Raw genomic sequence first — 22,788 nt, 5'->3', positions numbered from 1 at the left:
TTCAGCTCAGCTTTCAGCAATTATGGAGCATTATCAGATGACCGAGTATGTTGCCCCTCGCGGCACCAGAGACATATTGCCTGACGAGACCCCTCGCTGGCAATATGTGGAATCGAAGTTCAGGCAGACATGTGGTCTCTACGGCTACCGTGAGGTCCGCACGCCCACCTTCGAGCACACCGAGCTGTTCACGCGAAATCTGGGCGAGGCTACCGATGTCGTTTCCAAGGAGATGTATACATTCGAGGACCGCGGCGGGCGCAGCATTACATTGCGTCCCGAGGGCACTGCTCCGACCGTGCGAGCATATGTCCAGCACAATCTGGGTGCATCACTGCCGGTCAACAAGGTGTACTATATAGGCCGAATTTTCAGGTATGAGCGACCACAAGCCGGGCGTTATCGCGAGCACACTCAACTCGGCATAGAGGCATTCGGCTCGATCGACCCTGCAATAGACGCTGAGATAATCTCTATGGCAGCGCAGTTTTTCACCAGCATCGGGATCGAAACATGCGAACTCAAGCTCAACTCGATTGGCTGCCCGGACTGCAGGCCGAAATATCGTCAGGCTCTGCTCGAGTTTGCAAAAGGCAGAGTCGACAAGCTGTGCCAGTCCTGCACTCAGCGCTATGAGCAGAACCCTATGAGGATGCTCGACTGCAAGAACCCGGACTGTAAATCCGTGCTTAAGGAAGCTCCGAAGCTGCCGGAATATCTGTGCGATGAATGTGCCGAGCACTTCGATAAGGTAAAGGTTTATCTTTCAGCGCTGAATATTGATTATGATCTCGACCCGAATCTTGTGCGCGGTTTCGATTACTATACCAAGACAGCCTTTGAGTTTATATCGGGCGAACTTGGCGCGCAGAATGCTATAGGTGGCGGCGGCAGGTATGACAATATGGTCCACGAGATAGGCGGCCAACCGACCCCTGCGATGGGTTTTGGTCTGGGTTTGGACAGACTGATGCTGACCCTGGACACCATGGGCATCGATCTGCCGGTCGATTCCAGCACGACTGTGTTCATCACGACAATCGGAGATGAAGCGCACGATGCAGCAGTCAAGCTCGTCGCCAAGCTCAGGCATGACGGGATTTCGGCTGATATGGACTATACAGGCCGCAGTCTGAAGGCTCAGATGAAGATAGCGGACAAACTCGGCACAAAATATGTAATCATTCTGGGCGAGGATGAGGTAAAAAAGCAGCTCGCCACAGTCAGGACCATGGCCACATCCGAGCAGAGCAGCGTGCCATTTGTCGAGCTTTCGGAGTCACTTATTTCTTAACTTTTTGACTTACCAACTCCCCGGAGGGAATAATGGAACACAGAACCAAATACTGCGGCGAGGTATCCGCTGAAGATATAGGAAAACAGGTGACGCTGCACGGCTGGGTGAACAGCAGCCGCGACCATGGTGGACTGATCTTTATAGACCTGCGTGACCGTGAGGGTCTTGTGCAGACAGTCATCGACCCGGAGGAACAGCCGAAAGTATTCAAGATTGCCGAGAGCGTGCGCAGCGAGTTCGTGCTTGAGGTCATGGGCAAAGTTGCGCATCGACCCGAGGGCACCGAGAACCCGAATATCCCGACCGGCCAGGTAGAAGTTCACATCGAAAAGTTGAACATACTTAACACCTCGCTCACGCCTCCGTTTGCGATCCAGGACGGTATCACGACAGACGAGATGGTAAGGCTCAAGTATCGTTATCTCGATCTCAGACGTCCAGAGATGCAGAAGCGGCTGATACTGCGCCATAAGATGGTCAAGCTGATGCGCGACTATATGGACGAGCGCGGCTTCATCGAAGTCGAGACACCGGTCCTTATCAAGAGCACACCTGAGGGTGCACGTGACTATCTTGTGCCTGCGCGGCTCTATCCGGGCAGTTTTTATGCTCTGCCGCAGAGTCCTCAGCAGCTCAAGCAGCTTCTGATGGTATCGGGCATCGATAAGTATTTCCAGATCGCGAAGTGCTTCCGAGACGAGGACCCGCGTGCAGATAGACAACCTGAGTTCACACAGCTCGACGTGGAGATGTCGTTCGTGAACAAAGAGGACGTTTTCGATGTGATGGAGCCCCTGCTGATCGAGATAGTGGAGACGCTTTCGGACAAAAAGCTGATGTTCAAACCTTTTCCAAGGCTCACATATCAGGACGTGATGGACCGCTACGGCATCGATAAGCCCGACCTGCGCTTCGGCATGGAGCTTTTCGACCTGACTGATATAGGTCATGCCAGTGAGTTCAAGGTTTTCCAGAGTGCCGAGCAGATCAAGGGGATCACAGCCGAGGGCTGCGCGAACTACAGCCGCAGCCAGATAGACGAACTCACCGAGTTCGTGAAGAAATATCGAGCAAAGGGTCTTGCCACCATCGCACTGACCGAGGACGGATCCGTCAAGTCTCCTATAGCCAAGTTTTTCAAAGATGAAGAGATCAAGTCTATCATAGAACGCGCCGGTGCAAAGACAGGCGATTTGATATTGATAGTTGCCGATAAGCCCAAGATTGTGGCAGATTCTTTAGCAAACCTGCGTAATCTGATGGGCACGCGCCTCGGTCTGCGGGATGACAGCATTCTTGCCATGGCGTGGGTCATCGACTTCCCGCTTGTCGAGTGGAAGGAAGAAGAGGGCCGCTGGGATGCCGCTCATCACCCGTTCACAATGCCTATGGAAGAGGACATGGACCTGATGGACACCGATCCGGGCAAAGTCCGCTCTCAGGCATATGATCTTGTCTGCAACGGCAGCGAACTTGCCAGCGGCAGCATCAGAATCCATCGCAGGGATATTCAGAACAAAGTCTTTGGCCTGATGAACTATTCTGATGAGGAAGTCCAGGCACGGTTCGGCCATATGCTTGATGCATTTGAGTATGGCGCGCCGCCGCATGGTGGCATTGCTCCCGGCATCGACAGGCTGGTCATGCTGCTCACGGATGATGACAACATCCGCCAGGTAATGGCATTTCCTAAGACAGCCAGCGGCATCGACCCGATGACGAATGCACCTTCGCCTGTAGATGATGCGCAGCTCAAAGAACTGCACATCGAGTGTGTGGAGTAGGAAACAGGTAACAGGAATCAGGAAATAGGTAACAGGCAACAGTTACCGTTAACAATGATCTGAAACTCCCTCTCCTGGGGGAGAGGGTTGGGGTGAGGGCGCTACCCGATTTAGTATTGAGTATATCGTATTGATTATTTTAACAGCATTTCGTTTACTGTCATTCCGAGCGAAGTCGAGGAATCTGCTTTTGATTTTGACCGACGACCGTCAACCGACAACGAGGTTTATACTTGATAGCAATAGTAGATTACAAAGCAGGAAATCTGACAAGTGTGCGGCTTGCCCTGGAGCATATCGGAGCCGCGTGCGAGGTAACAAATGACCCCGAGCGCATTAAAATTGCCGACCGGGTAATATTTCCCGGCGTAGGGGCCGCAGCCGAAGCCATGCGCAATATACTAAAGCTGGATCTGCTCGACCCGCTCAAAGATGCGGTGAAAAGCGGTAAGCCGTTTTTGGGAATATGCCTTGGCACGCAGGTCATCTTCGAGCATTCCGAGGAAGATGGCGGAGTAGATTGCATCGGCCTGGTGCCGGGTCGAGTCAAGCGCTTTATTACGACTAACCGCTCGTGTAAGATTCCGCAGATGGGCTGGAACACAGTCGAGTTCAAGCGTCGGCATCCGGTCTTTGACGGCATAGAGGACCGCAGCGAGTTCTACTTCGTCCACAGCTATTATCCCGACTCATCGGACGAAACGTATATAGTGGGCGAGACGGAATATGCTGGCGTGCGGTTTGCATCGGCAGTGGGCAAAGACAATCTCGTCGCGACTCAGTTTCACCCGGAGCGCTCGGGCCGAATAGGTTTGAGACTCTTAGAAAACTTCAGTAAGTGGGACGGCAAATGTTAAGCAAGCGAATAATTCCATGCCTGGATGTGCGCAATAAAAAGGTCACCAAGGGCGTGAAGTTCAAGAATAATGTCGAACTGGGCGACCCGGTCGAGATGGCCGTCGCTTACTCCGACGGCGGTTGTGACGAACTCGTATTTTACGATATCACAGCCTCAGCCGAGCGCAGGCCGATTGATATCGATATGGTCCGCGATGTCGCGCGGGTAGTGCATATACCGTTTGCGGTCGGCGGGGGAATAGAGACGTTGGATGATATGTATCGTGTGCTCCTTGCGGGCGCAGAAAAGGTGTCTGTGAACTCGCTTGCGGTCAAGAACCCGGATATTATTGCCGAGGGTGCAAAGATATTCGGCTCACAGTGCATAGTGCTGGGTATGGATCCGGTTAAGTCTGATGACCCCAGGTTCCCCAGCGGATATGAGATCACGATTCGAGGCTTCCGCGAGAGGACCGGCATGGACGCTCTCGAATGGGCAAAGCGCGCCGAGGAGTTGGGGGTAGGGGAGATAGTGGTCAACTCGGTAGATGCAGACGGCACACGTGACGGCTTCGAGCTTAACCTCACCCGCAAGATTTCTACAAACGTCCACATTCCGGTAGTTGCTTCCGGCGGCGCAGGCACACCCCAGCATCTGATAGATGTCTTCAATAAAGGCGCAGCCGACGCAGCGATTATCGCCAGCATGATCCATACAGGTGAATACACCATCAGGCAGATCAAGGACAAACTGGTCAAAGCAGGAATTCCGACACGGGAGAAATGGTGATATGGGTTACTGGGAAGCACTGGACCGATTGGTTGCTGAAGGCAAAATCATAATCGACCGACCGAAAGGCAGCGCGCATCCAAGGTATCCCAAACTCATCTATCCCCTTGATTACGGTTACCTTGAAGGCACGACTTCAGGTGATGGTGACGGAATTGATGTCTGGATCGGGAGTCGGCAGGAGAGGTCTTTGACAGCCATCGAGTGCACATACGATCACAATAAGCTTGATATGGAAGTCAAGTTGCTGATCGGATGCAGCGCTGAAGACATCGAACAAATTTTAGCCACCCACAACTGCGCCGGCATGCATGGAATTCTTGTAAATCGGCCTCAATAAAGAGCAGACCTTTTGATCGCACACAGATCAGTTTTTTAGTATGTCCTCAAGTTTTGCTGGAATCTCACAAAATAAAGTTGAGCGAGTTGCGTCTAACAATTAGTAAGCGAGGTCTCCAACCTCTAAACGGCAGCGAGGAGTGTACAAATGCGGTTCTTGAAATCGGCAATTCTATGTTTTGTAGTTGTGTGTTTGGTGGGTTGGTTACCACATACCGAGGAGAATAAATAAAAAAATGGTCGATGTAATAGGACACAACCGATATGCCTGGGATAGACTTGTGGAGCAGGGCGACCGTTGGGCCAGGCCGGTTTCTGCAGAGCAGGTGGCTGACGCCAGAAATGGACGATGGGATATCATCCTTACCCCGACGAAGCCTGTGCCTAAGAATTGGTTCGGAGAACTGAAAGGAGCGTCTGTGCTCTGTCTGGCCGCAGGGGGTGGTCAACAGGGACCGATCCTATCAGCCGTCGGAGCAGATGTCACTGTATTCGATAATTCGCCGGCCCAACTTGCGCAGGATAGACTCGTGGCCGAGAGGGACGGGCTGGACCTTCGGCTGGTGGAAGGTGATATGCGTGATTTGTCATCCTTTACCGACCAGACGTTCGATCTGATAGTGCATCCGGTATCCAATGTCTTCGTACCTGACGTGAGGCCGGTATGGAAAGAGGCATTCCGTGTGCTCAAGCAGGGAGGATGTCTGCTCTCTGGGATCGACAATGCGGTTATCTACATTTTTGATCCGAAAGCTTACGAACAAGGAAGCCTGGTAGTTGCGCATTCCCTGCCCTACTCAGATGCTGATCTGCTATCTGATGCGGAAATAGCCAGTCGAAAGGATAGAGGCATCCCCCTTGAGTTTGGGCACACTCTTGAGGATCAGATTGGCGGCCAGATAGATGCCGGATTCACAATCACTGGCTTCTACGAGGATCGCTACCCTCCGGAAGACGATGAATTACTAGATAGATACATGCCAACGTTCATTGCTACCAGAGCATACAAGATTAAGATAGAGGAATATCCCAAAGCGCCCATGTTGTAAAGAGTATGTCTGAGATTACTTTCTGCTGTTTCGGAACCTGTTCCCAAAATTCGTGTAAATTTCGGTCTTTCGGGATTTGAGGAGCGAATAATAGCTAGTCGCTTATGAAATCATGTGTGGAATCGCTCCGGAAATCCCGAAGAAACTTTTGATTATCAACAGATATTTTTTTGTATATACGCAAAATTTAACTGTGATATCGCTAATAAATGACGAGTTACTGCGTCTAGCAACTATTAAGCTTGACCTCTGGCCTCTTATCTTCTTACCTCTAATCCCTGAACAACAGCGAGGAATATACATATGCGGTTCATGCAATCGGCAATTCTATGTTTGGTAGTTTTAGTCTCGATGTATGCGCAGGCTGAAGCTGTTGGCGTGGTCAAAGTCGATCCGAACACAGTAGCAAAGTCCGGGCCGAAAGAAGACCTACGCCTGTCGCAAAAAATCACCTATGACAGCGGCTACAAGCGCCTTAATTATGTCACGGATGACCTTAGCCGCATGACCGGTGTGAACATACTCTGTGGTCAGAACAAGAATGACTGGAAGGTGCGCGACATACCGGTCGTGGTCTGCGTAAAAGACTTGCCGCTTGGTAAGCTCCTGAGAGCAATTGCAGACGCAACACACACGAGGTTCACATCCGAGAAAATAGGCGATAATCCTGAAAAGAGCTACCGTATCTATCGCAGGTCGACGGATCAGGAACAGCTTGACGTATATGTACAGAAACAGCACGATTATTCTTTAGAAGATGCTGCTTGGCAGTGGGATGCTCTGACAGCCTATGGCAAATCCAACGATAATCCTCCTGACGACTCTTCACTCAGAGATACATGGTTGATAGCTCGAATGATCGCTGGCCTCGGCTCAGATTCCAAGGATAAACTGCTCGACGGTGATACGCTTACGTTCCGAGGCACCGACCCGGCAAACAGCGCGTACCTGGAGGAGTATTACCGTCATATTTGCGAGCAAGCATACAATCCTTCGCATACGTCTTGTCCTCAATTTGAGAATGTAGAAAACGCGCCTCTTGGCATCAAACTGGTGGATAACGGTGTTGAAGCCGGAATAGAAATGCTGTTTAGCCCAGGCCCAATTAAAACTGACGATGGTACTTATATCGGCTTTTCCATTGGAGGCAATCTTCACGATGCTGGAGCACTGCAGGACAAGGTCACAGGCTTGCCGCCGCGTCCAAAAGCAGCGCCAACACCGAGCTTGGATGACGAAATTGCCAACCCTGAAATGACTCCATTATCAGGCCGTATGCCCGATGACACAACAAACGACTCATTCCTTATGACCAAAATTACCCTTGAAGAATCGTTGAGTGCGACAGACTTAACGTTTGCGAAAGCAATCCAAGCCATTGCGCAAACCGGTCAGTGTAACATCGTGACCGAGGATTTCACAAGCCAAAAAGCCCAAAAATATCAGTGGCTCAACAGCAACCTCAGAGACCATACAAAAAAATCAGTCTCAGACATACTAAATATGTTTGGTGGCAGCACTTGGTTTGTTAATGAAGATGACAGTCTGATCATAGGCTGGCAGAATAGGCGGCAAAACTGGCGGGAACACCATGCCAACCTGCTGCCTGAGGAATACCTGAATGGGCTCATGACAAAACTCAACGGCGAAGGCCTCACATTGGAAGATGTAATTCATATGTCGAATATTCCGGAGCCATCAGCCAAGGAATGGGTGGTCTACACGGATGATTTCAAGGATTTGTATCAGTGGAAATTGGATCCTGCGTGGAGACTTTATGACGCGCTCACACTGGAAGACAAGCAACTTGCCAAGTCAAATGATGGTCTCCCGCTCGGCAAGTTCGATTCGACCTGGATAGCCGACTTCTTCCGGGCTGAGAAGATGCGACAACTTCCATCTCTCGAGCCTGCATACTTCGCTTCTCCCGGAATGGACATTGAAGCTTACAGAGATGGCGTCAAGCAGAACAATCTGGCTCTGAGTGATCCGGCGATAATTTCGACCATGGTAATGCGTATTCAGAAGAAGCCGGCAAAGGAAAGATATGCAGAAGTTAATGGAGTGGGTACATCAGTCGAAATTCCTAAAGGGCTCAATCTCTCCCGCTATGATATGGTGATAACTTATAAGTTGAATGGCGAAGAGCGAAGCATACCGATATACGGTACTCTTCTCGCTTTTCCTGTCTGGTCTGCTGAACATGAGGCCGAAGTAGTCAAAGCCACATCGGCAGGAAACAGACAATAGAAGACAGGCAATAGAAAATAGGCAATAGAAAATAGAAAATAGAAAATGAAAAGATCGTCCGATGTATTCTTGCCTCGGACGAAGTTTGTAAGAGACATTCCTGCCCCGGCATTTGTCTTGTGAGATGCATCTTGCTTGTCCCTGTCCGCCATTCACCCGTAACACCCCCACGGATAAATGCACGTCAGCTTGTGTCGGCATATCGATATCCTGTCCTTTAGCTATAAGTGCTGCAAATGCTATATAGAATGTGTTCTTGTTTAATAAAGCAATAGCAATGAACGATAGGTGCATTGATCTTAATTGTATTGAGGACTTATATGAAAATTTACAACACATTTGAGAATGGCCCAGTCTATGTCGACCTCAACATTGGTGAATCATTCGCTCGCGGCAATGCCATGCCGGTTCAGCTTCTTGATATCGGCTACCAAGGTCCTGTGGGTAAACCCGGCAGAGCTGAACTTGGCTGGCTAAAAGTCGCGATAGGAACGGAGATAATGGATATTCCATTGGGATGGTGGCGAGTCATCGGTGGCGTGCGCATCGCAGCCGAGCTGAATGCGGTCTACAACTCTGAGGCAAGTAGAAAACGTTGGGAGCAGGACTACTGGCGGTTAGAGCATGATGGACGCCTAATGCTCAGTGATAATATGAGATCGTTGACTCCTGCCAAGAAGTATGTTTTTCCAATGGTCAGTGATGCATGGTCATGGGGCTATACGCATAATTGGCTTAGTAAATACTCCGGCACACTTGGGCTGAATCCCACTCATTATGGAATCGATATTGATTGCCCGATAGGTGTGGGCAATGTGCAAGCCGTCATTGGAGGCGAGATTGTATATGTCGGAGGTTACAAGGAGCCGGATGAGATTGGCAGCGAGGGTATCGTAGTTTCGATAATCGGAGAAGATGGGCTTGGTTATCTCTATTGTCATATGAGTGTCATCGGCGAAGAAATCAGGGAGGGTAATACAATACCCACCGGATATCAAATAGGTCTTTCCGGGCAAAGCGGATTTGAAAATACCAACACCACGCCGCATCTGCATTTCGAGATGGTCTGGGGTGAATCTCGAGAAGCGATCACTAAGTTAGTTCAGCCGCCATGGTTCGATGCCAGCCACGCCACATTTGCTTTCTACATTAATCCGTTGCCATATTTATTTCAGTGGTTTGAAGAATACCTGTCCATGTTCTGAGGATCTTGTAAGGGGCATTCCTGCCCCGGCATTTTTCTCCACTAGAACCCTCAAATTCTCAAACCACCAGCCCCCGGTAACTATACCTGGAACTAGCCCGATTACTAGCCCAAAAACCTGTTAATAACGCCTGTTTTCACCTCCAAATACCTGTTTCCACCTCATCAAAGCCCCTCTGGTATGGCATTTGCAGAATATTGACATACTAACCCGGATTTTGCGGGAAGCGCATAATCCGGGTAACCGACCTGAGCAATCAGGCAGTCAATTAAATATCAGGACCAATGGGCTGAGTATCGCCCATTGACAAGGAGGGTAAACGTGACACAAAGCTTGAGAACAAGGCTCAATGTTGAGCGCATAAATCACGGACTTCCGCTAATTTCCGCCGATCCCAATGGCTGGGATAACGGATTCACCCTCAACCCGACTGCAGTACGTCTGCAGCGTTCACCCGTCAACGACGACCTGATAAGGGGTCTGCTGGGTCAGCATGCCCTGGATGGCGGCGGCCTTCAGGACGGTGTGATTGCAGTGTTTTATCGCGGCATACCAAAGGAAATTCCAGGACGTCCGCTCCTCAGATCATCCGTGGGATTGGCGGTTTTCACACCGACCATGCAGCTCATTAAGAGGTTTGCATATCCAGTCGTCGTTCCCACAGACGATCCGATGGGCTGTGATTATAACGGTGTCGAGGACCAGCGCATAACCCGTATCGGCGATACTTTCTATATGCTCTACTGCGGCTACAATCCCAATCTGCCGATAGAGCACAACATACACATTTGCATGGCTGTCTCCACCGATCTGCTTCGCTGGACGAAATTGGGTCCGATAAATGGCGATGTGAACAGCTATCCCAACAAGGACGGTGTGCTGCTGCCGGATATGGTGGACGGCAAGTATATGATGTTTCACAGGCCGATGATCGGCTCCCAGAACGATTACGGTGTCTCCCTAGCCGTCAGCGACTGCCCGACCGGCGAGTGGAAGGACCTTGGAAATGTGATGAAGGCCGAATCAGACCCGCGCTATTGCAAGTCATGGATGGGTGCAGGTTCCGCGCCTATTCCATTGGGTGATAATCGCTACCTGACAGATTTCCACACAGGCAATTATCTCGCAACCGGTGAGAGAGACTATTATTCCGGCTATGCCATCTTGAACTTCAGTGACATTGATGCGGACAATCCATCCAGCATAGTCGAATGCCGATGCAGCAGTATAGTTGAGCCTCAGACGCCGTATGAGATGCATTCACCCTGGCCTCATGAGAAGAACCTGAACTGTGTCTTTTCCTCGGGCAGTTTTGAGTATGGTGATGAGGTCGTATTGCTCTATGGAGGTGCGGACGCATATGTTCTTGGTGCGCGTTTTGATCGCAGTGAACTGGTCGACTACCTGAGGACATCCGGCTCAAGGTCAAACACTTCAACAGCCACTGCCTCGGCGGTGTAAATAAGTTATAAAAGCCCGCTGAAACCTTTCAGCGGGCTTTTTTGCGTGTATGGCGCACCCGGCGCGATTCGAACGCGCGGCCTTCTGCTCCGGAGGCAGACGCTCTATCCACTGAGCTACGGGTGCCTTTGACCCTATGATTATATCACCTGAGTGAGGGCTGTCAAGAAACGTGTATTGTCTGATAGTCGATCGTATATTGTTTTTGATTGCCTATAGCATGAATGCCTTGGGAGGGCGAGTCCCCCGCCGAGCCGAAAACTATCTGATAACTGAACTCTATTGTTGTAGATGCGTTTTCTTGATATCCATTTATCCTAAGTGCTATAATGACCACAGTTAACATGAACTGGTAGAGTGCCCACTCTACCAGTTTACGTTGTGTACTCGGGAGATGTGAATGTCTATTCTGGTGACAGGCGGGCTGGGCTATGTAGGCAGCCACGCCGTAAAGATGCTGATGGAGCGCGGTGAGAGCGTTGTCAGCCTCGATGACCTTGTGTTCGGCCACAAAGAGGCCGCATCCGGCAGCGAGATAATAATCGGTGATATTGGCGATAAGGATTTGCTCCGGCAGATTTTTTCGAGTCATAAGATCGAAGCGGTGATGCACTTTGCCGCGTTTGCGGACGTAGGTGAGTCCGTTGCCGACCCGAAGAAGTATTATGTCACCAACGTCTCCAAGAGCCTTGCCATGCTCGATATGATGCTTGAGTTTGATATAAAGATGATGATCTTTTCATCCAGCGCAGCCACATTCGGCGAACCCAAGGAGATTCCTATTCCCGAGGACCATCCCAAAGACCCTACCAACCCCTACGGTCGTTCAAAGCTTATGCTCGAAGAGATATTGAAGGAGTATGAGCATGCATATGGCCTGCGGTCGATCTCATTTCGATATTTCAATGCTTCAGGCGCAGACCCATCCGGCCTGATAGGCGAGGACCACAAGCCCGAACATCATATAATTCCGCTGGTGCTTGAGGTGGCGTCAGGTAAGAGAGAGCAGTTCAATATGTTCGGCACGGACTGGCCGACCCCCGATGGCACATGCATTCGCGATTACGTCCATGTCACCGATCTCGCCCAGGCGCATGTTCTTGGGCTCGATGCATTGCGTAACGGCAAGCAGACTACCGTATATAATCTGGGCAACGGCAGCGGCTATTCAAACCGTGAAGTAATTGCTACAGCCGAGCAGGTGACCGGGAAAAAGATAAAAGTAGTCGATGCTCCGCGGCGTCCGGGAGACCCTGCGGTCCTTGTGGCGAGTTCAAAGAAGATCATGGCCGAATTGGGCTGGTCACCGAAGTATCCCGATCTCAAGACAATAATTGAGACCGCCTGGAACTGGCACAGCAGCCATCCGAACGGTTACGGCAGTTAGCGATTTAGTAATTTAGATGTTATATTGAGTATTTTGGAGAAGATTGCAAAACTGCATGTATTGCAGATAAGTGTTCAAATCTGTCATTCCGAGCGAATGCCGGCCTTGTTCCCTCTCCTGGGGGAAAGGGTTAGGGTGAGGGCGCAGCTGATCTAGTAATTGATATTTTGTATTGATTATTCAAGCGTTTCAATGGCAGTCATTCCGAACGAATGTGAGGAATCTGCTTTGAACCCGACATTACAAAAAGCAGATTTTTAGCAATTTGAACTGGGGATGCCGAAAAATCATATATAGTATCCCTCAATTCGTATATGAGGGGAATGGACAAGAAGATGACGGTAGAGGAACTATCAACGCTCAGACACAGCACATCGCACGTAATGGCGCATGCGGTCAAAAATCTATTTCCGGATGCCAAGATCGCGATAGGTCCGTCGATTGAGGACGGTTTCTATTACGATTTCGGGGTCAGCCGCGCGTTCACTCCTGAAGATTTGGAGCGCATTTCCGAGGAGATGGCAAAGATAATCGCAGGCAAGAGCGAGTTTGTCCGAAAGGAGATAAGCCGCGACGAGGCTCTGGAGATATTCAAAAACGAGCCATATAAGACCGAGCTTATCAAAGAACTGCCCGATGGCGAGACCATCAGCATCTACGAGGAAAACGGCTTCGTGGATTTGTGCCGTGGTCCGCACATTGCCAATACCGGCGAGGTCAAGGCATATAAGCTTTTGCATGCGGCTGGAGCGTATTGGCGCGGTGACGAGCGCAACCCTATGCTCCAGAGGATTTACGGTACGGCCTTTGTCACTCAGAAAGACCTCGACGAATACCTGCTCAAGCTCGAAGAGGCCGAGAAGCGCGATCACAGGAAGCTGGGTCGAGAGTTAGATTTGTTTTCGATTCAGGAAGAGGCCGGTCCAGGACTTGTGTTCTGGCATCCCAAGGGCGCGCTCGTTCGCAAGATCATAGAGGACTACTGGCGCAACGAGCACTATGCCAACGGCTATGAACTGGTCTACACACCGCATATCGCCCGTCAGGACCTCTGGAAGACCAGCGGCCACCTGGATTTCTTCACCGAGAACATGTTCCAGCCGATGGAGGTCGAGGGACAGCCGTATCTTATCAAACCGATGAACTGCCCGTTCCATCTGCTGATCTATAAGTCGACCGTGCGCAGCTATCGTGAGCTGCCGATCCGCTGGGCCGAACTAGGCACGGTATATCGCTATGAGCGCTCCGGGGTATTGCATGGCCTTATGCGCGTGCGAGGCTTTACACAGGACGATGCGCACATCATCTGTACACGCGACCAGCTCGACTCCGAGACAAAGCGTGTATTGGACTTTGTTTTGATGATCCTGAAGCGTTTCGGCTTCGAGCAGTTCGAGATATATCTGTCCACCAGACCGGAGAAATCCGTCGGCGAGGACGATGTCTGGGAACAGGCAATGGATTCGCTCAAAGCGGCTCTGGACAGTTCCGGTCTCGAGTATAAGATCGACGAGGGCGGCGGAGCGTTCTACGGTCCCAAGATCGACGTCAAGATCAAAGATGCAATTGGCCGCGTGTGGCAGTGCAGCACAATCCAGGTCGACTTTAACGAACCAGAGCGGTTCGACATCACCTATGTCGGCCAGGACAACCAGCAGCACAGGCCGATTATGATCCACCGAGCGCTCTTCGGCTCACTGGAGCGCTTCATGGGCGTCCTTATCGAGCACTATGCGGGTGCATTCCCGCTCTGGCTGGCGCCTGTCCAGACAGTGGTGATTCCTATTGCCGACAGACACGTCGAATATGCCGAAAAGGTTGCGTCAAAGCTCAAGGCCGAGGGTCTTCGTGTGCAGGTCGATGACCGCAATGAGAAGACCGGCTACAAGATCCGTGAGGCTCAGATGCAAAAGATACCGTATATGCTGGTAGTCGGCGACCGTGAAGCCGAAGCGGACGCAGTCTCCGTCAGATCACGCGCTGAGGGCGATAAGGGTGCAGTTTCCGTCAGTGACCTGATAATCCAACTGAAGCAGGAACTGTCCTGATTTAGTAATTGATATTTTGTATTGATTATTTGCTGTTCCCTCTCCCGGGGGAGAGGGCAAGGGTGAGGGCGCAACCATACGCAGATAGGCATTGTAAAAAATAAGTGGGAGGGCGAGGCTCCCGCCGAGCCGAATTCCATGTAAACTGGACAATGACTTTACTGTTTTGTGTTAATTATCTTTGCTGATCATCGGGGATTTGAATCCCCGACGTAGCATATGTGGGACTTTAGTCCCTGATTCACTGTTGTAATAGGGGATATTTAATGGCCAAAAGTTCTGAAAAGCGCGCAGATGAGCTGCTTGCTCAGATGACACTCGATGAAAAGATAGACTATATTGGTGGGACGGGCTTCTCTGTAAGAGCCGTTGAAAGGCTCGGCATTCCCGAGATTATTATGTCCGATGGCCCTATGGGCTGCCGATGCTATGGCAAGACCACCGCATATCCGGCAGGCATTGCTCTTGCGGCCACGTGGAACACGAGCTTCGCCCGCAGAATAGGCGAATGTTTGGGCAAAGACTGCCGTTCTCGCGGCGTACACATCCTGCTTGCCCCCGGCGTAAATATATACCGTTCGCCCAAATGCGGCAGAAATTTCGAGTATATGGGCGAAGACCCATATCTGTCCTCCACGATGGTCGTGCCGCTTATCGAGGGCATCCAGTCGCAGGAAGTACTGGCGACGATCAAGCACTTCGTCTGCAACAACCAGGAGTGGGACCGCCACAACATCAGCTCAGAAGTCGATGAGCGCACCCTTCGCGAGATATATATGCCCGCATTCAAAGCAGCGATCCAGAAGGCCAAATCTAGGTGCCTTATGAACTCGTATAACCTGCTCAACGGCACCCACTGCTCCGAAGACGACTGGCTGCTCAACAAGGTTTTGAGAGACGAGTGGGGCTTCGACGGCTTCGTTATGTCGGACTGGGAATCAGTATATGACGCCGTAAACCCGGCCAACCATGGTCTGGACCTGGAGATGCCCGTCGGCAAGTTCATGAACAAAGAGAACCTAATGCCTGCGATCCAGGACGGCAGGGTCAAGGAATCGACAATAGATGAGAAGGTGCGCAGGATGCTGCGTATATTTATCGCCGCCGGTTTCTTTGATCGACCACAACTCGACGAGTCCATTGCCAAGGACAATCCCGATTGTGCAAAAGCAGCTCTTGAAGTCGCGCGCGAGTCCATTGTATTGCTCAAGAACGAGGATGATGTTCTGCCGCTTGATCGAAACAAAGTCAAGTCGGTGGCCGTGGTGGGTCCGAATGCGCATCCTGCAGTCTATTGTGCGGGCGGCAGCGCATTCACCGATACATTCCACTCTACCAGCATCCTCGACGGCATTCGAGGCATCGTCGGCAATTCCGTCGATGTGCCCCGTCCTCAATATCTCGGCTTTGCATGTCCGTTCAAGATGGAAGTGTTCGACAATCGAGATCTGGATGGAACTCCGACAAAAGTCACCCAGGCAAGCGACATCAGTTTCGATTGGTGTCAAAATCCTCCCGAGGGCACGAGTGGGCTGTACAACTATTCAGTGCGATGGACAGGCAAAATACGGCCTCCGCTTGCGGCCAAATACACGTTCAATACGAAGTCGGACGATGGAGTGCGGGTGTATGTCGATGACAAACTCATAATCGACGATTGGAAAACGCACGAACCTCGTTCGTCGCAGGCTTCGCTTGATCTGGAGGAGCGCGATTACGATATTCGCGTCGAGTATTTCCAGGCCGAGGGAGGCGCTCAAGTCTCGTTTGGTTGGAAGCGTGCGCTGGATGTGACAGGTTTGGCCGACAGTCTCAAGGACGTAGATGCAATAGTTTATTGCGCAGGTTTCAGCCGGGAAACCGAGGGCGAGGGATACGACAGACCCTTCGAGCTTCCACAAGAGCAAATTGATGAGATTTGCGTATTGTCCAAGTCACATCCAAAAGTAATAGTCGTTCTCAACACGGGCGGCGGTGTGGCATGGGCTGGCTGGCTGGAGCATGTCCCGGCGGTCATCGAGGCGTGGTATCCCGGCCAGGAGGTCGGCAGGGTAGTCGCGGAGGTCATATTCGGCGATGTGAATCCGTCCGGCAAACTTCCCGCCACCTATGAAAAGCGCGAGCAGGACAACCCGACTGCTCCATATTACAACGTTAATGACGACGGCAAGACTCCATACACCGAGGGAATATTTGTCGGCTACAGGGGATATGATAAGAACGAAGTGGAGCCGCAGTTCTGCTTTGGTCATGGCCTTTCCTATACGACATTTGAGTTTGGCGATCTGAAGATTGCCGAAAAGGGCAGCGGCTATTCAAGGACAATCGAGATCACGTGCTCCGTCAAAAATACAGGCAGCCTAACAGGGGCTGAAGTTGCTCAACTCTATGTAGGCGATGTAGAGTGCAGTGTTCCCCGTCCGATACGCGAACTCAAGGGTTTTAATAAGCTTGTGCTCGAGCCTGGCGAAACGAAGACAGCGAGCTTTACGCTCAGCAAAGACGACCTTGCATATTACGACGTCGGTAGCAAGTCATGGGTTGTCGAACCTGGCAACTTCAATGTGTATGTCGGTTCGTCATCCAGGAATTTGCCGCTGGAAGGCTCGTTTGTTTGGTAAATTATAGGGGCTAAGCATTTGCCATTCAAGACGGTTTTACTGCCAATACAAGCAGCAAATGCATCGCCCTGATATAAGTGTAAATTATTACTTGACAACGACCGGGTATTTTCGCTATACTTAAGGTCGGCCTGTCGGAAGAGGGGAATGCATGCGCTCGACCGGCAGAGACTCTTACGGGGTGATGTAGTTATACAAAAGGACCTCAGGGTAAATGAACGCATTCGTGCGCGGGAAGTAAGGCTCATCGACGAGAACGGCGCTCAGGTCGGTGTAATAGGTTTTCGCGAGGCTCTGGCTTATGCCAGAGAGCGCGGCCTGGATCTCATCGAGGTTGCCGGTAATGCGGCTCCGCCCGTATGTCGGGTAATGGACTACGGCAAGTTTCGATATGAGCAGGGCAAGCGCGAGCGGGACGCCCAGAAGAAACAGAAGATGACTGAGCTCAAGGGCATTCGCATGCGACCGGGTACGGACGAGCATGACTTTATGTTCAAGCTCAGAAATGCCATTAAGTTTCTCAAGGCCGGGCACAAGGTGAAGATCACGGTAATCTTCCGCAGTCGGGAGTTTACTCATCCCGAGTTCGCGCGGGATTCTCTGAACCGTATGGCCGAGATCGTCAAGGAAGAGGGCGCAGGTACTGTCGAGAGGCCGGCCCTGATGGAGGGCAGGACTATGACGATGGTTCTTGCTCCGATTGTCGAGACGCCGATAAAATAGTGAAAGTATAGACTCCGCATGGGGTAAGATAACGAGGTATACACGTGCCTAAGATCAAGACAAGAAAAACGGCGGCGAAGCGGTTTGAAGTGACCGCAAATGGTAAGATTCGCCGAGGCAACACCGGTATGAACCACTTGAAGATGAAAAAGTCTTCGAGTGCCAAGCGGCGCCTTTCTATGAAGAGTGAAGTGACCACAGGTGAGAAGCGCGTAATCAGACGTCTCATCCCTGGTCTATAACTTACCAAATAATTAATTCTAAGTAAGGGGATTTAAGATATGCCACGGGTGAAACGCGGCACTATGACGCATAAGCGTCATGCTAAGATACTAAAGCAAGCAAGCGGATATTGGGGTGCAAAGAGCCGACTGTTCAAGACCGCCAAAGAGCAGGTCATGAAGTCGGGCAACTATGCATTCCGCGATAGAAGAGCCAAGAAGCGCGATTTCCGCAGGTTGTGGATCACGCGCATCAGCGCCGCATGCCGCATGAACGGGATGCCTTACGGCAGGTTTATCGAGGCCTTGAACAAGGCCGAAATAAATCTGGATCGCAAGGTTCTTGCAGAGATGGCGGTTGTAGACGCACAGGGTTTTGCTTCTCTTGTCGAGAGGGCCAAGACCCAGTTGGCGAGCGCTTAATAAATAAATTACTCAATATCAAATAATCAATAATAAATTTAGATTATCGCCCAGCGTCCAATAGCTCGAGGTCGGAAGGTCCGGATTGATAACGTCGATCGGGATCTACTGAGCTTCTGCAATTGGGCGCTGGTTGCTTATTACGGCAAGGCGGTTACAAAATGAGTGAAAAAGACGAATTGACAGGCATACGTAACACGGCATTGGACAAGATACGCGCGGCATCTTCAAGCGGCGAGCTTGACGCATTGGAGACCGACTATCTTGGCCGCAAGGGTGAGCTGACTCTCCAGCTCAGAAAAATAGGTTCACTTGCACCCGACGCGCGCAAAGACTTCGGCCAGGCCGTCAACGATATAAAGAACGAGCTTGCTTCTGCCATTGAGAGCAGGAAGCAGGCTCTTTCGACAGTGGAGTCAAAGGCTGCTCTTGCGGCTGAAGCAGTGGATGTCACACTTCCGGGCCGCTTCTATCAGACAGGCCGGCCACATATATTGATCGAGACGATGAACAAGATCAAGAACATATTCATCGGTCTGGGCTATGAGATGTTCGACTCTCCCGAAGTGGAGGAGTATGCGTATAACTTCCAGGCGCTAAACTACCCGCCTGAGCACCCGGCAATGGACGAGCAGATGTCATTTTATGTGAATGATGAAGTGCTTCTGCGCACCCACACCACCGCGTATCAGCATCGGGTCATGAAGGGCCGAAAGCCTCCGATGCGGGTGTGCACGATCGGCAAGTGCTATCGCGTAGATGCGGTAGATGCCACTCATGGCCACACATTCCATCAGGTCGACTGTTTCACCATCGACCATGGCATCACGATGGCCGATCTCAAGGGCACTCTGCAGCAGTTCGCGACCCAGATGTTCGGCGCGAACGTAAATGTCAGGTTCAGGCCGGACTTCTTCCCATTCGTCGAGCCGGGCGCTGAGGTTGCTGTCACTTGCACCATATGCGGCGGGTCGGGCTGTAACGTATGCAAGGGCAGCGGGTGGCTTGAGCTGGCGGGAGCTGGCATGATCCATCCCAATATCCTTGAAGGTGCAGGCATCGACTCCGAGGAATATACGGGCTTTGCATTCGGGTTTGGAATCGAGCGAATGCCGATGCTTATGCATGGCATAGGCGACTTGAGATTGTTTATGGAAAACGACCTCAGATTCTTGAGACAGTTCTGAAATTCAGTATTGAGTATTTTATATTGAGTATTGACATGTTCGGGTGCGATATCTGATCGCGACCGAAAAAGAATCCGGCGATTTCTGATCGCTAAACATATCTTTGAATAATATGCGCGATGTGTTCGCCCTCTGTCATTCCGAGGAGGAACGACGAGGAATCTGCTTTTAGCGTTATAGGTTAAAAAAATGAAACTATCAACTAATTGGCTTAGAGAATATATAAACATAAACTACGCGCTCGACGAGCTTGCCACGAAGCTCACTATGGCTGGTCTCGAAGTGGAGGAGACGATCCCTCTGAGCAAAGAGGCCATCGCCAAGGCGGGCGGCAGCGGCACATCTGATGACGTTGTCTGGGACGTCAAGGTCACTCCGAACAGGGGCGACTGGCTCTCAGTGCTTGGTGTAGCCAGGGAGTGCGCGCCTCTTGTCGGCGCGAACGCGAAAATGCCTGCGACAGACGTCAAGGGCAGCGAGCCGCCGACTTCGGAGTATATCAAGATTCGCATTGACGACCCGGACCTGTGCAGGCGATATGTCGGCATAGTAGTCAGGGGAGTCGAGATAAAGGAGTCTCCTGGTTGGCTCAAAGACCGTCTGATTGCGGCAGGCATGCGCCCGATCAATAATGTCGTTGATGTCACCAATTACGTAATGCTCGAACTCGGCCAGCCTCTGCATGCATTCGACTATAAACTGCTGCACGATTCTCAGATAATTGTCCGCCGCGCAAAGCCAGGTGAGGTGATTGTCTCGCTCGACGGCCAGGAGCGAAAGCTCGAAGAGGACATGCTTGTGATAGCCGATTCGGACCGCGCCGTAGCTCTTGCGGGGATCATGGGTGGAATTGATTCAGAAATTAGCGAGCAGACGCAGGATATTTTAATAGAATCGGCTAACTTTAATAGTACAAGTATAAGGCGCACCTCAAAGCACCTTGGGCTTGTAACGGAGTCGTCATACAGGTACGAGCGTTCGGTCGATCCTTCAATTGCTCCTATAGCGGCCATGAGGGCTGCGCAGTTGATAGGCGAGTTGGGGAATGGCACGGTTTCAAAGGGGATGGTGGATATATATCCGTCTCGGGTGGAACCGCTTGAGATCACAGCCAGGCCGAAGCGTGTGAATGATATACTAGGGACCGACATCGATGCGTCTTCGATGGTCGATTACCTGAACAGCCTTGAAATTGAGGCATCACTGCAGGATGGTTTGCTCATCTGCCGGGTGCCGACTTTCAGGGTAGACATAACTCGTGAGATAGACATAGTCGAAGAGGTCGGCAGGGTATACGGCTACGAAAGCTTTGCTGCCACGCTGCCGAAGTCTTCTTTGCAGGGCAAAGATAGCCCCGAGGGGCTTTTCAGAGACAGAGTAAGACGGATACTGATGACCTGCGGGTGTCAGGAAGCTCTCACCCATTCACTGGTGAGCAGCTCGCTGACCGCAATGACCGGCAAGTCAGATATTAGTCTAGGGGTCAGAAATCCGCTGACCGAAGACCTGGATGCTATGCGCACGGACCTGTTTCCAAATTTGCTGCAGGTCATCGCGAGGAACCAGTCATACGGCACGAACGACGTCTCGGTGTTCGAGGTAGGCAAGGTCTACTTCAAGACGCAGAATGCGGATCATGGCGAGCGGCTCTCGATTGCGGGGGCAATGATAGGTAATATGGCGACAAGCGCCTGGAGTTTGCCCGAAGAGGCATTGCAGGTGGATTTCTATACTTGTAAGGCCATTGTCGAGAATCTGTTAGATGGATTGGGGATCGAGAAAGCCGAATATAAAGCGGCTGAGGTCCCGATGTTGCATGCAACGCGCGCGGCAAAGATTATCATTGAAGATAACGAAGTCGGAATACTTGGCGAGGTCGCGCCGGATGTGAGGGAATCGTTTGATCTTAGGGGAAGGCCATACGTCTTTGAGCTGGATTTCAACGCTCTGATTGCGGCATCTCCCAAGATTATAAAATACAAGGAGCCGGCACGATTTCCGGCTCTATACAGGCACCTTGCAGTTGTAGTTGATGATAAGGTGGAATATACTAAGCTTGAGCGTCTTGTCCAAGGATCGGGCAAGGGTTTGGTTGCGGACGTCGATCTGCTGGATGTCTATAAGGGCGAGCAGATTGGGTTGGGGCGTCGAAGTTTAACAATATCTATTGTGTTCCGATCTCAAGAAAAGACTCTGACGGACGACGAAGTAAACTCAGTCCTGACTGGCATCAAGGAAGTCCTGACGGGAGAGTTAGGAGCCAGCTTCCGCTAGTTGGGATAGCAGTTAGAGGAAGGAGGTCCGCAACATGGCAGTGGAACGCCAGGTTAGCGCAGCCGACATCGAGTCTATAATAAGCAGACTCAGGGATGTTATTGCGGCCAGCGTTGTGGAGGATGAACGGGGGGAGATAGCCGAGATACATGTGCTCACAGGCTCGGACAGGTCTGCCAAACAAGTTGTGCGCGATGTCGAGTCGGCTGTAATGGCACGTTTAGGCATCGCAATAGACCATAAGAAAGTATCTGTAGCGCAAGTGGCGGGCAGTTCATCGCCCCGCTACGATCACTCAAGACTGAAGTTCACCGACGTATCAATATCCCTCAATGGAAGCAGGACGGAGGCCACGGTCCGTCTCACCAAGGACGGCATCATATGTTCTGGTTCCGCCAGCGGCACACCAACGCCGAATGGTCAAATGAAGCTCATTGCAAGTGCCACTCTTCGAGCAGTCGAGGATTTTGGGCAGGCGGAGTGCAGTTTCGTTTTAGAGGATGCAGTCGAAGCACAGATAGGTGGCCGCAGAGCCGCGGTTGTGCTGGTGAGTATGATTGCGAACCGTGGTGAAGATTTATTGACAGGAAGTGCACTAATCAAGCAGGATGTTTGGAAGGGCGTGGTGAATGCTACATTGGATGCGATAAACCGGCGTCTTTGTGTTGCTGAATAATTGGTTTGTGGTTTGATGACTGTAGAGGACAGTCAAACCATCAGACTAAACAGGTATATCGCTTCTTCAAATTTTTGAGCCAACGGCGATAGCGAGAAGGCAGTAAGCGAAAACTCAACCCGAGCGAAGCGGTTTTATCGCGGTCTGTTGAGCGATACAGACCAGCAAAGACCGAAAGGGGTTGAAAATCATGAGTCGCTTGTTCAAGGTTCTTTT

At 51.2% G+C, this 22,788-nt stretch carries 18 protein-coding genes and 1 tRNA gene; 18 read left to right on the top strand and 1 reads right to left on the bottom strand.

Annotation, left to right across the window (positions count from 1 at the left end; genetic code table 11):
- Positions 1-37: 37 nt before the first annotated feature.
- The 9 genes from hisS to LLG46_14230 all read left to right on the top strand — a co-directional run bounded on the left by hisS (position 38) and on the right by LLG46_14230 (position 11,012).
- The gene (hisS, locus tag LLG46_14270; GenBank protein ID MCE5324462.1) at positions 38-1,294 is read left to right on the top strand and encodes a histidine--tRNA ligase; all 1,257 of its coding nucleotides are present in this window, start codon (positions 38-40) and stop codon (positions 1,292-1,294) included.
- Between the two features lie 32 nt (positions 1,295-1,326).
- Positions 1,327-3,081, top strand: coding sequence for an aspartate--tRNA ligase (gene aspS / locus LLG46_14265; GenBank protein ID MCE5324461.1), 1,755 nt, complete (start codon positions 1,327-1,329; stop codon positions 3,079-3,081).
- Positions 3,082-3,314: 233 nt separating this feature from the next.
- Entirely contained in the window at positions 3,315-3,938 is a 624-nt protein-coding gene (gene hisH / locus LLG46_14260) for an imidazole glycerol phosphate synthase subunit HisH (GenBank protein MCE5324460.1), read from the top strand.
- Positions 3,932-4,708: an imidazole glycerol phosphate synthase subunit HisF gene (hisF, locus tag LLG46_14255; GenBank protein MCE5324459.1), complete on the top strand. Its 777-nt coding sequence runs from the start codon at positions 3,932-3,934 to the stop codon at positions 4,706-4,708. Before hisH ends, hisF begins: the two co-directional genes overlap by 7 nt.
- Before the next feature lies 1 nt (position 4,709).
- Complete coding sequence (locus LLG46_14250) at positions 4,710-5,048, top strand: inorganic pyrophosphatase (protein MCE5324458.1); 339 nt, start codon at positions 4,710-4,712, stop codon at positions 5,046-5,048.
- A 235-nt stretch (positions 5,049-5,283) separates the two neighbouring features.
- Positions 5,284-6,096 carry a class I SAM-dependent methyltransferase gene (locus LLG46_14245; protein MCE5324457.1) on the top strand — a complete coding sequence of 271 codons (813 nt, stop codon included), beginning with the start codon at positions 5,284-5,286 and terminating at the stop codon, positions 6,094-6,096.
- Positions 6,097-6,399: 303 nt separating this feature from the next.
- On the top strand, positions 6,400-8,346 hold the full coding sequence (locus LLG46_14240; protein MCE5324456.1) for a hypothetical protein: 1,947 nt from the start codon (positions 6,400-6,402) through the stop codon (positions 8,344-8,346).
- Positions 8,347-8,666: 320 nt separating this feature from the next.
- Entirely contained in the window at positions 8,667-9,551 is an 885-nt protein-coding gene (locus tag LLG46_14235) for a M23 family metallopeptidase (protein MCE5324455.1), read from the top strand.
- A gap of 321 nt (positions 9,552-9,872) precedes the next feature.
- Positions 9,873-11,012 carry a hypothetical protein gene (locus tag LLG46_14230; GenBank protein MCE5324454.1) on the top strand — a complete coding sequence of 380 codons (1,140 nt, stop codon included), beginning with the start codon at positions 9,873-9,875 and terminating at the stop codon, positions 11,010-11,012.
- Between the two features lie 50 nt (positions 11,013-11,062).
- On the opposite strand, the gene LLG46_14225 is transcribed toward LLG46_14230, so the two are convergent.
- A tRNA-Arg gene (locus tag LLG46_14225) sits at positions 11,063-11,138 on the bottom strand.
- 274 nt (positions 11,139-11,412) lie between these two features.
- Here LLG46_14225 and galE point away from each other — a divergent pair.
- From galE to LLG46_14180, 9 genes are all read left to right on the top strand, one after another.
- Positions 11,413-12,399 carry a UDP-glucose 4-epimerase GalE gene (gene galE / locus LLG46_14220; GenBank protein MCE5324453.1) on the top strand — a complete coding sequence of 329 codons (987 nt, stop codon included), beginning with the start codon at positions 11,413-11,415 and terminating at the stop codon, positions 12,397-12,399.
- A gap of 314 nt (positions 12,400-12,713) precedes the next feature.
- Positions 12,714-14,447: a threonine--tRNA ligase gene (gene thrS / locus LLG46_14215; protein MCE5324452.1), complete on the top strand. Its 1,734-nt coding sequence runs from the start codon at positions 12,714-12,716 to the stop codon at positions 14,445-14,447.
- A gap of 266 nt (positions 14,448-14,713) precedes the next feature.
- Entirely contained in the window at positions 14,714-17,068 is a 2,355-nt protein-coding gene (locus tag LLG46_14210) for a glycoside hydrolase family 3 C-terminal domain-containing protein (protein ID MCE5324451.1), read from the top strand.
- A gap of 147 nt (positions 17,069-17,215) precedes the next feature.
- Positions 17,216-17,791, top strand: a complete 576-nt coding sequence (infC, locus tag LLG46_14205) for a translation initiation factor IF-3 (protein ID MCE5324450.1) — start codon at positions 17,216-17,218, stop codon at positions 17,789-17,791.
- 44 nt (positions 17,792-17,835) lie between these two features.
- Positions 17,836-18,033 carry a 50S ribosomal protein L35 gene (rpmI, locus tag LLG46_14200; GenBank protein ID MCE5324449.1) on the top strand — a complete coding sequence of 66 codons (198 nt, stop codon included), beginning with the start codon at positions 17,836-17,838 and terminating at the stop codon, positions 18,031-18,033.
- A gap of 39 nt (positions 18,034-18,072) precedes the next feature.
- The gene (gene rplT / locus LLG46_14195) at positions 18,073-18,435 is read left to right on the top strand and encodes a 50S ribosomal protein L20 (GenBank protein MCE5324448.1); all 363 of its coding nucleotides are present in this window, start codon (positions 18,073-18,075) and stop codon (positions 18,433-18,435) included.
- Between the two features lie 161 nt (positions 18,436-18,596).
- Positions 18,597-19,622: a phenylalanine--tRNA ligase subunit alpha gene (gene pheS, locus LLG46_14190; protein ID MCE5324447.1), complete on the top strand. Its 1,026-nt coding sequence runs from the start codon at positions 18,597-18,599 to the stop codon at positions 19,620-19,622.
- A 189-nt stretch (positions 19,623-19,811) separates the two neighbouring features.
- Positions 19,812-21,896: a phenylalanine--tRNA ligase subunit beta gene (pheT, locus tag LLG46_14185; GenBank protein ID MCE5324446.1), complete on the top strand. Its 2,085-nt coding sequence runs from the start codon at positions 19,812-19,814 to the stop codon at positions 21,894-21,896.
- Positions 21,897-21,930: 34 nt separating this feature from the next.
- On the top strand, positions 21,931-22,572 hold the full coding sequence (locus tag LLG46_14180; GenBank protein MCE5324445.1) for a hypothetical protein: 642 nt from the start codon (positions 21,931-21,933) through the stop codon (positions 22,570-22,572).
- Positions 22,573-22,788 lie beyond the last annotated feature (216 nt).

Source organism: bacterium (genome assembly GCA_021371935.1).
GTDB lineage: Bacteria > Armatimonadota > UBA5829 > UBA5829 > UBA5829 > UBA5829.
Note: the sequence above shows the minus strand (reverse complement) of the source record. Positions and strands in the feature narration are given on the sequence as shown.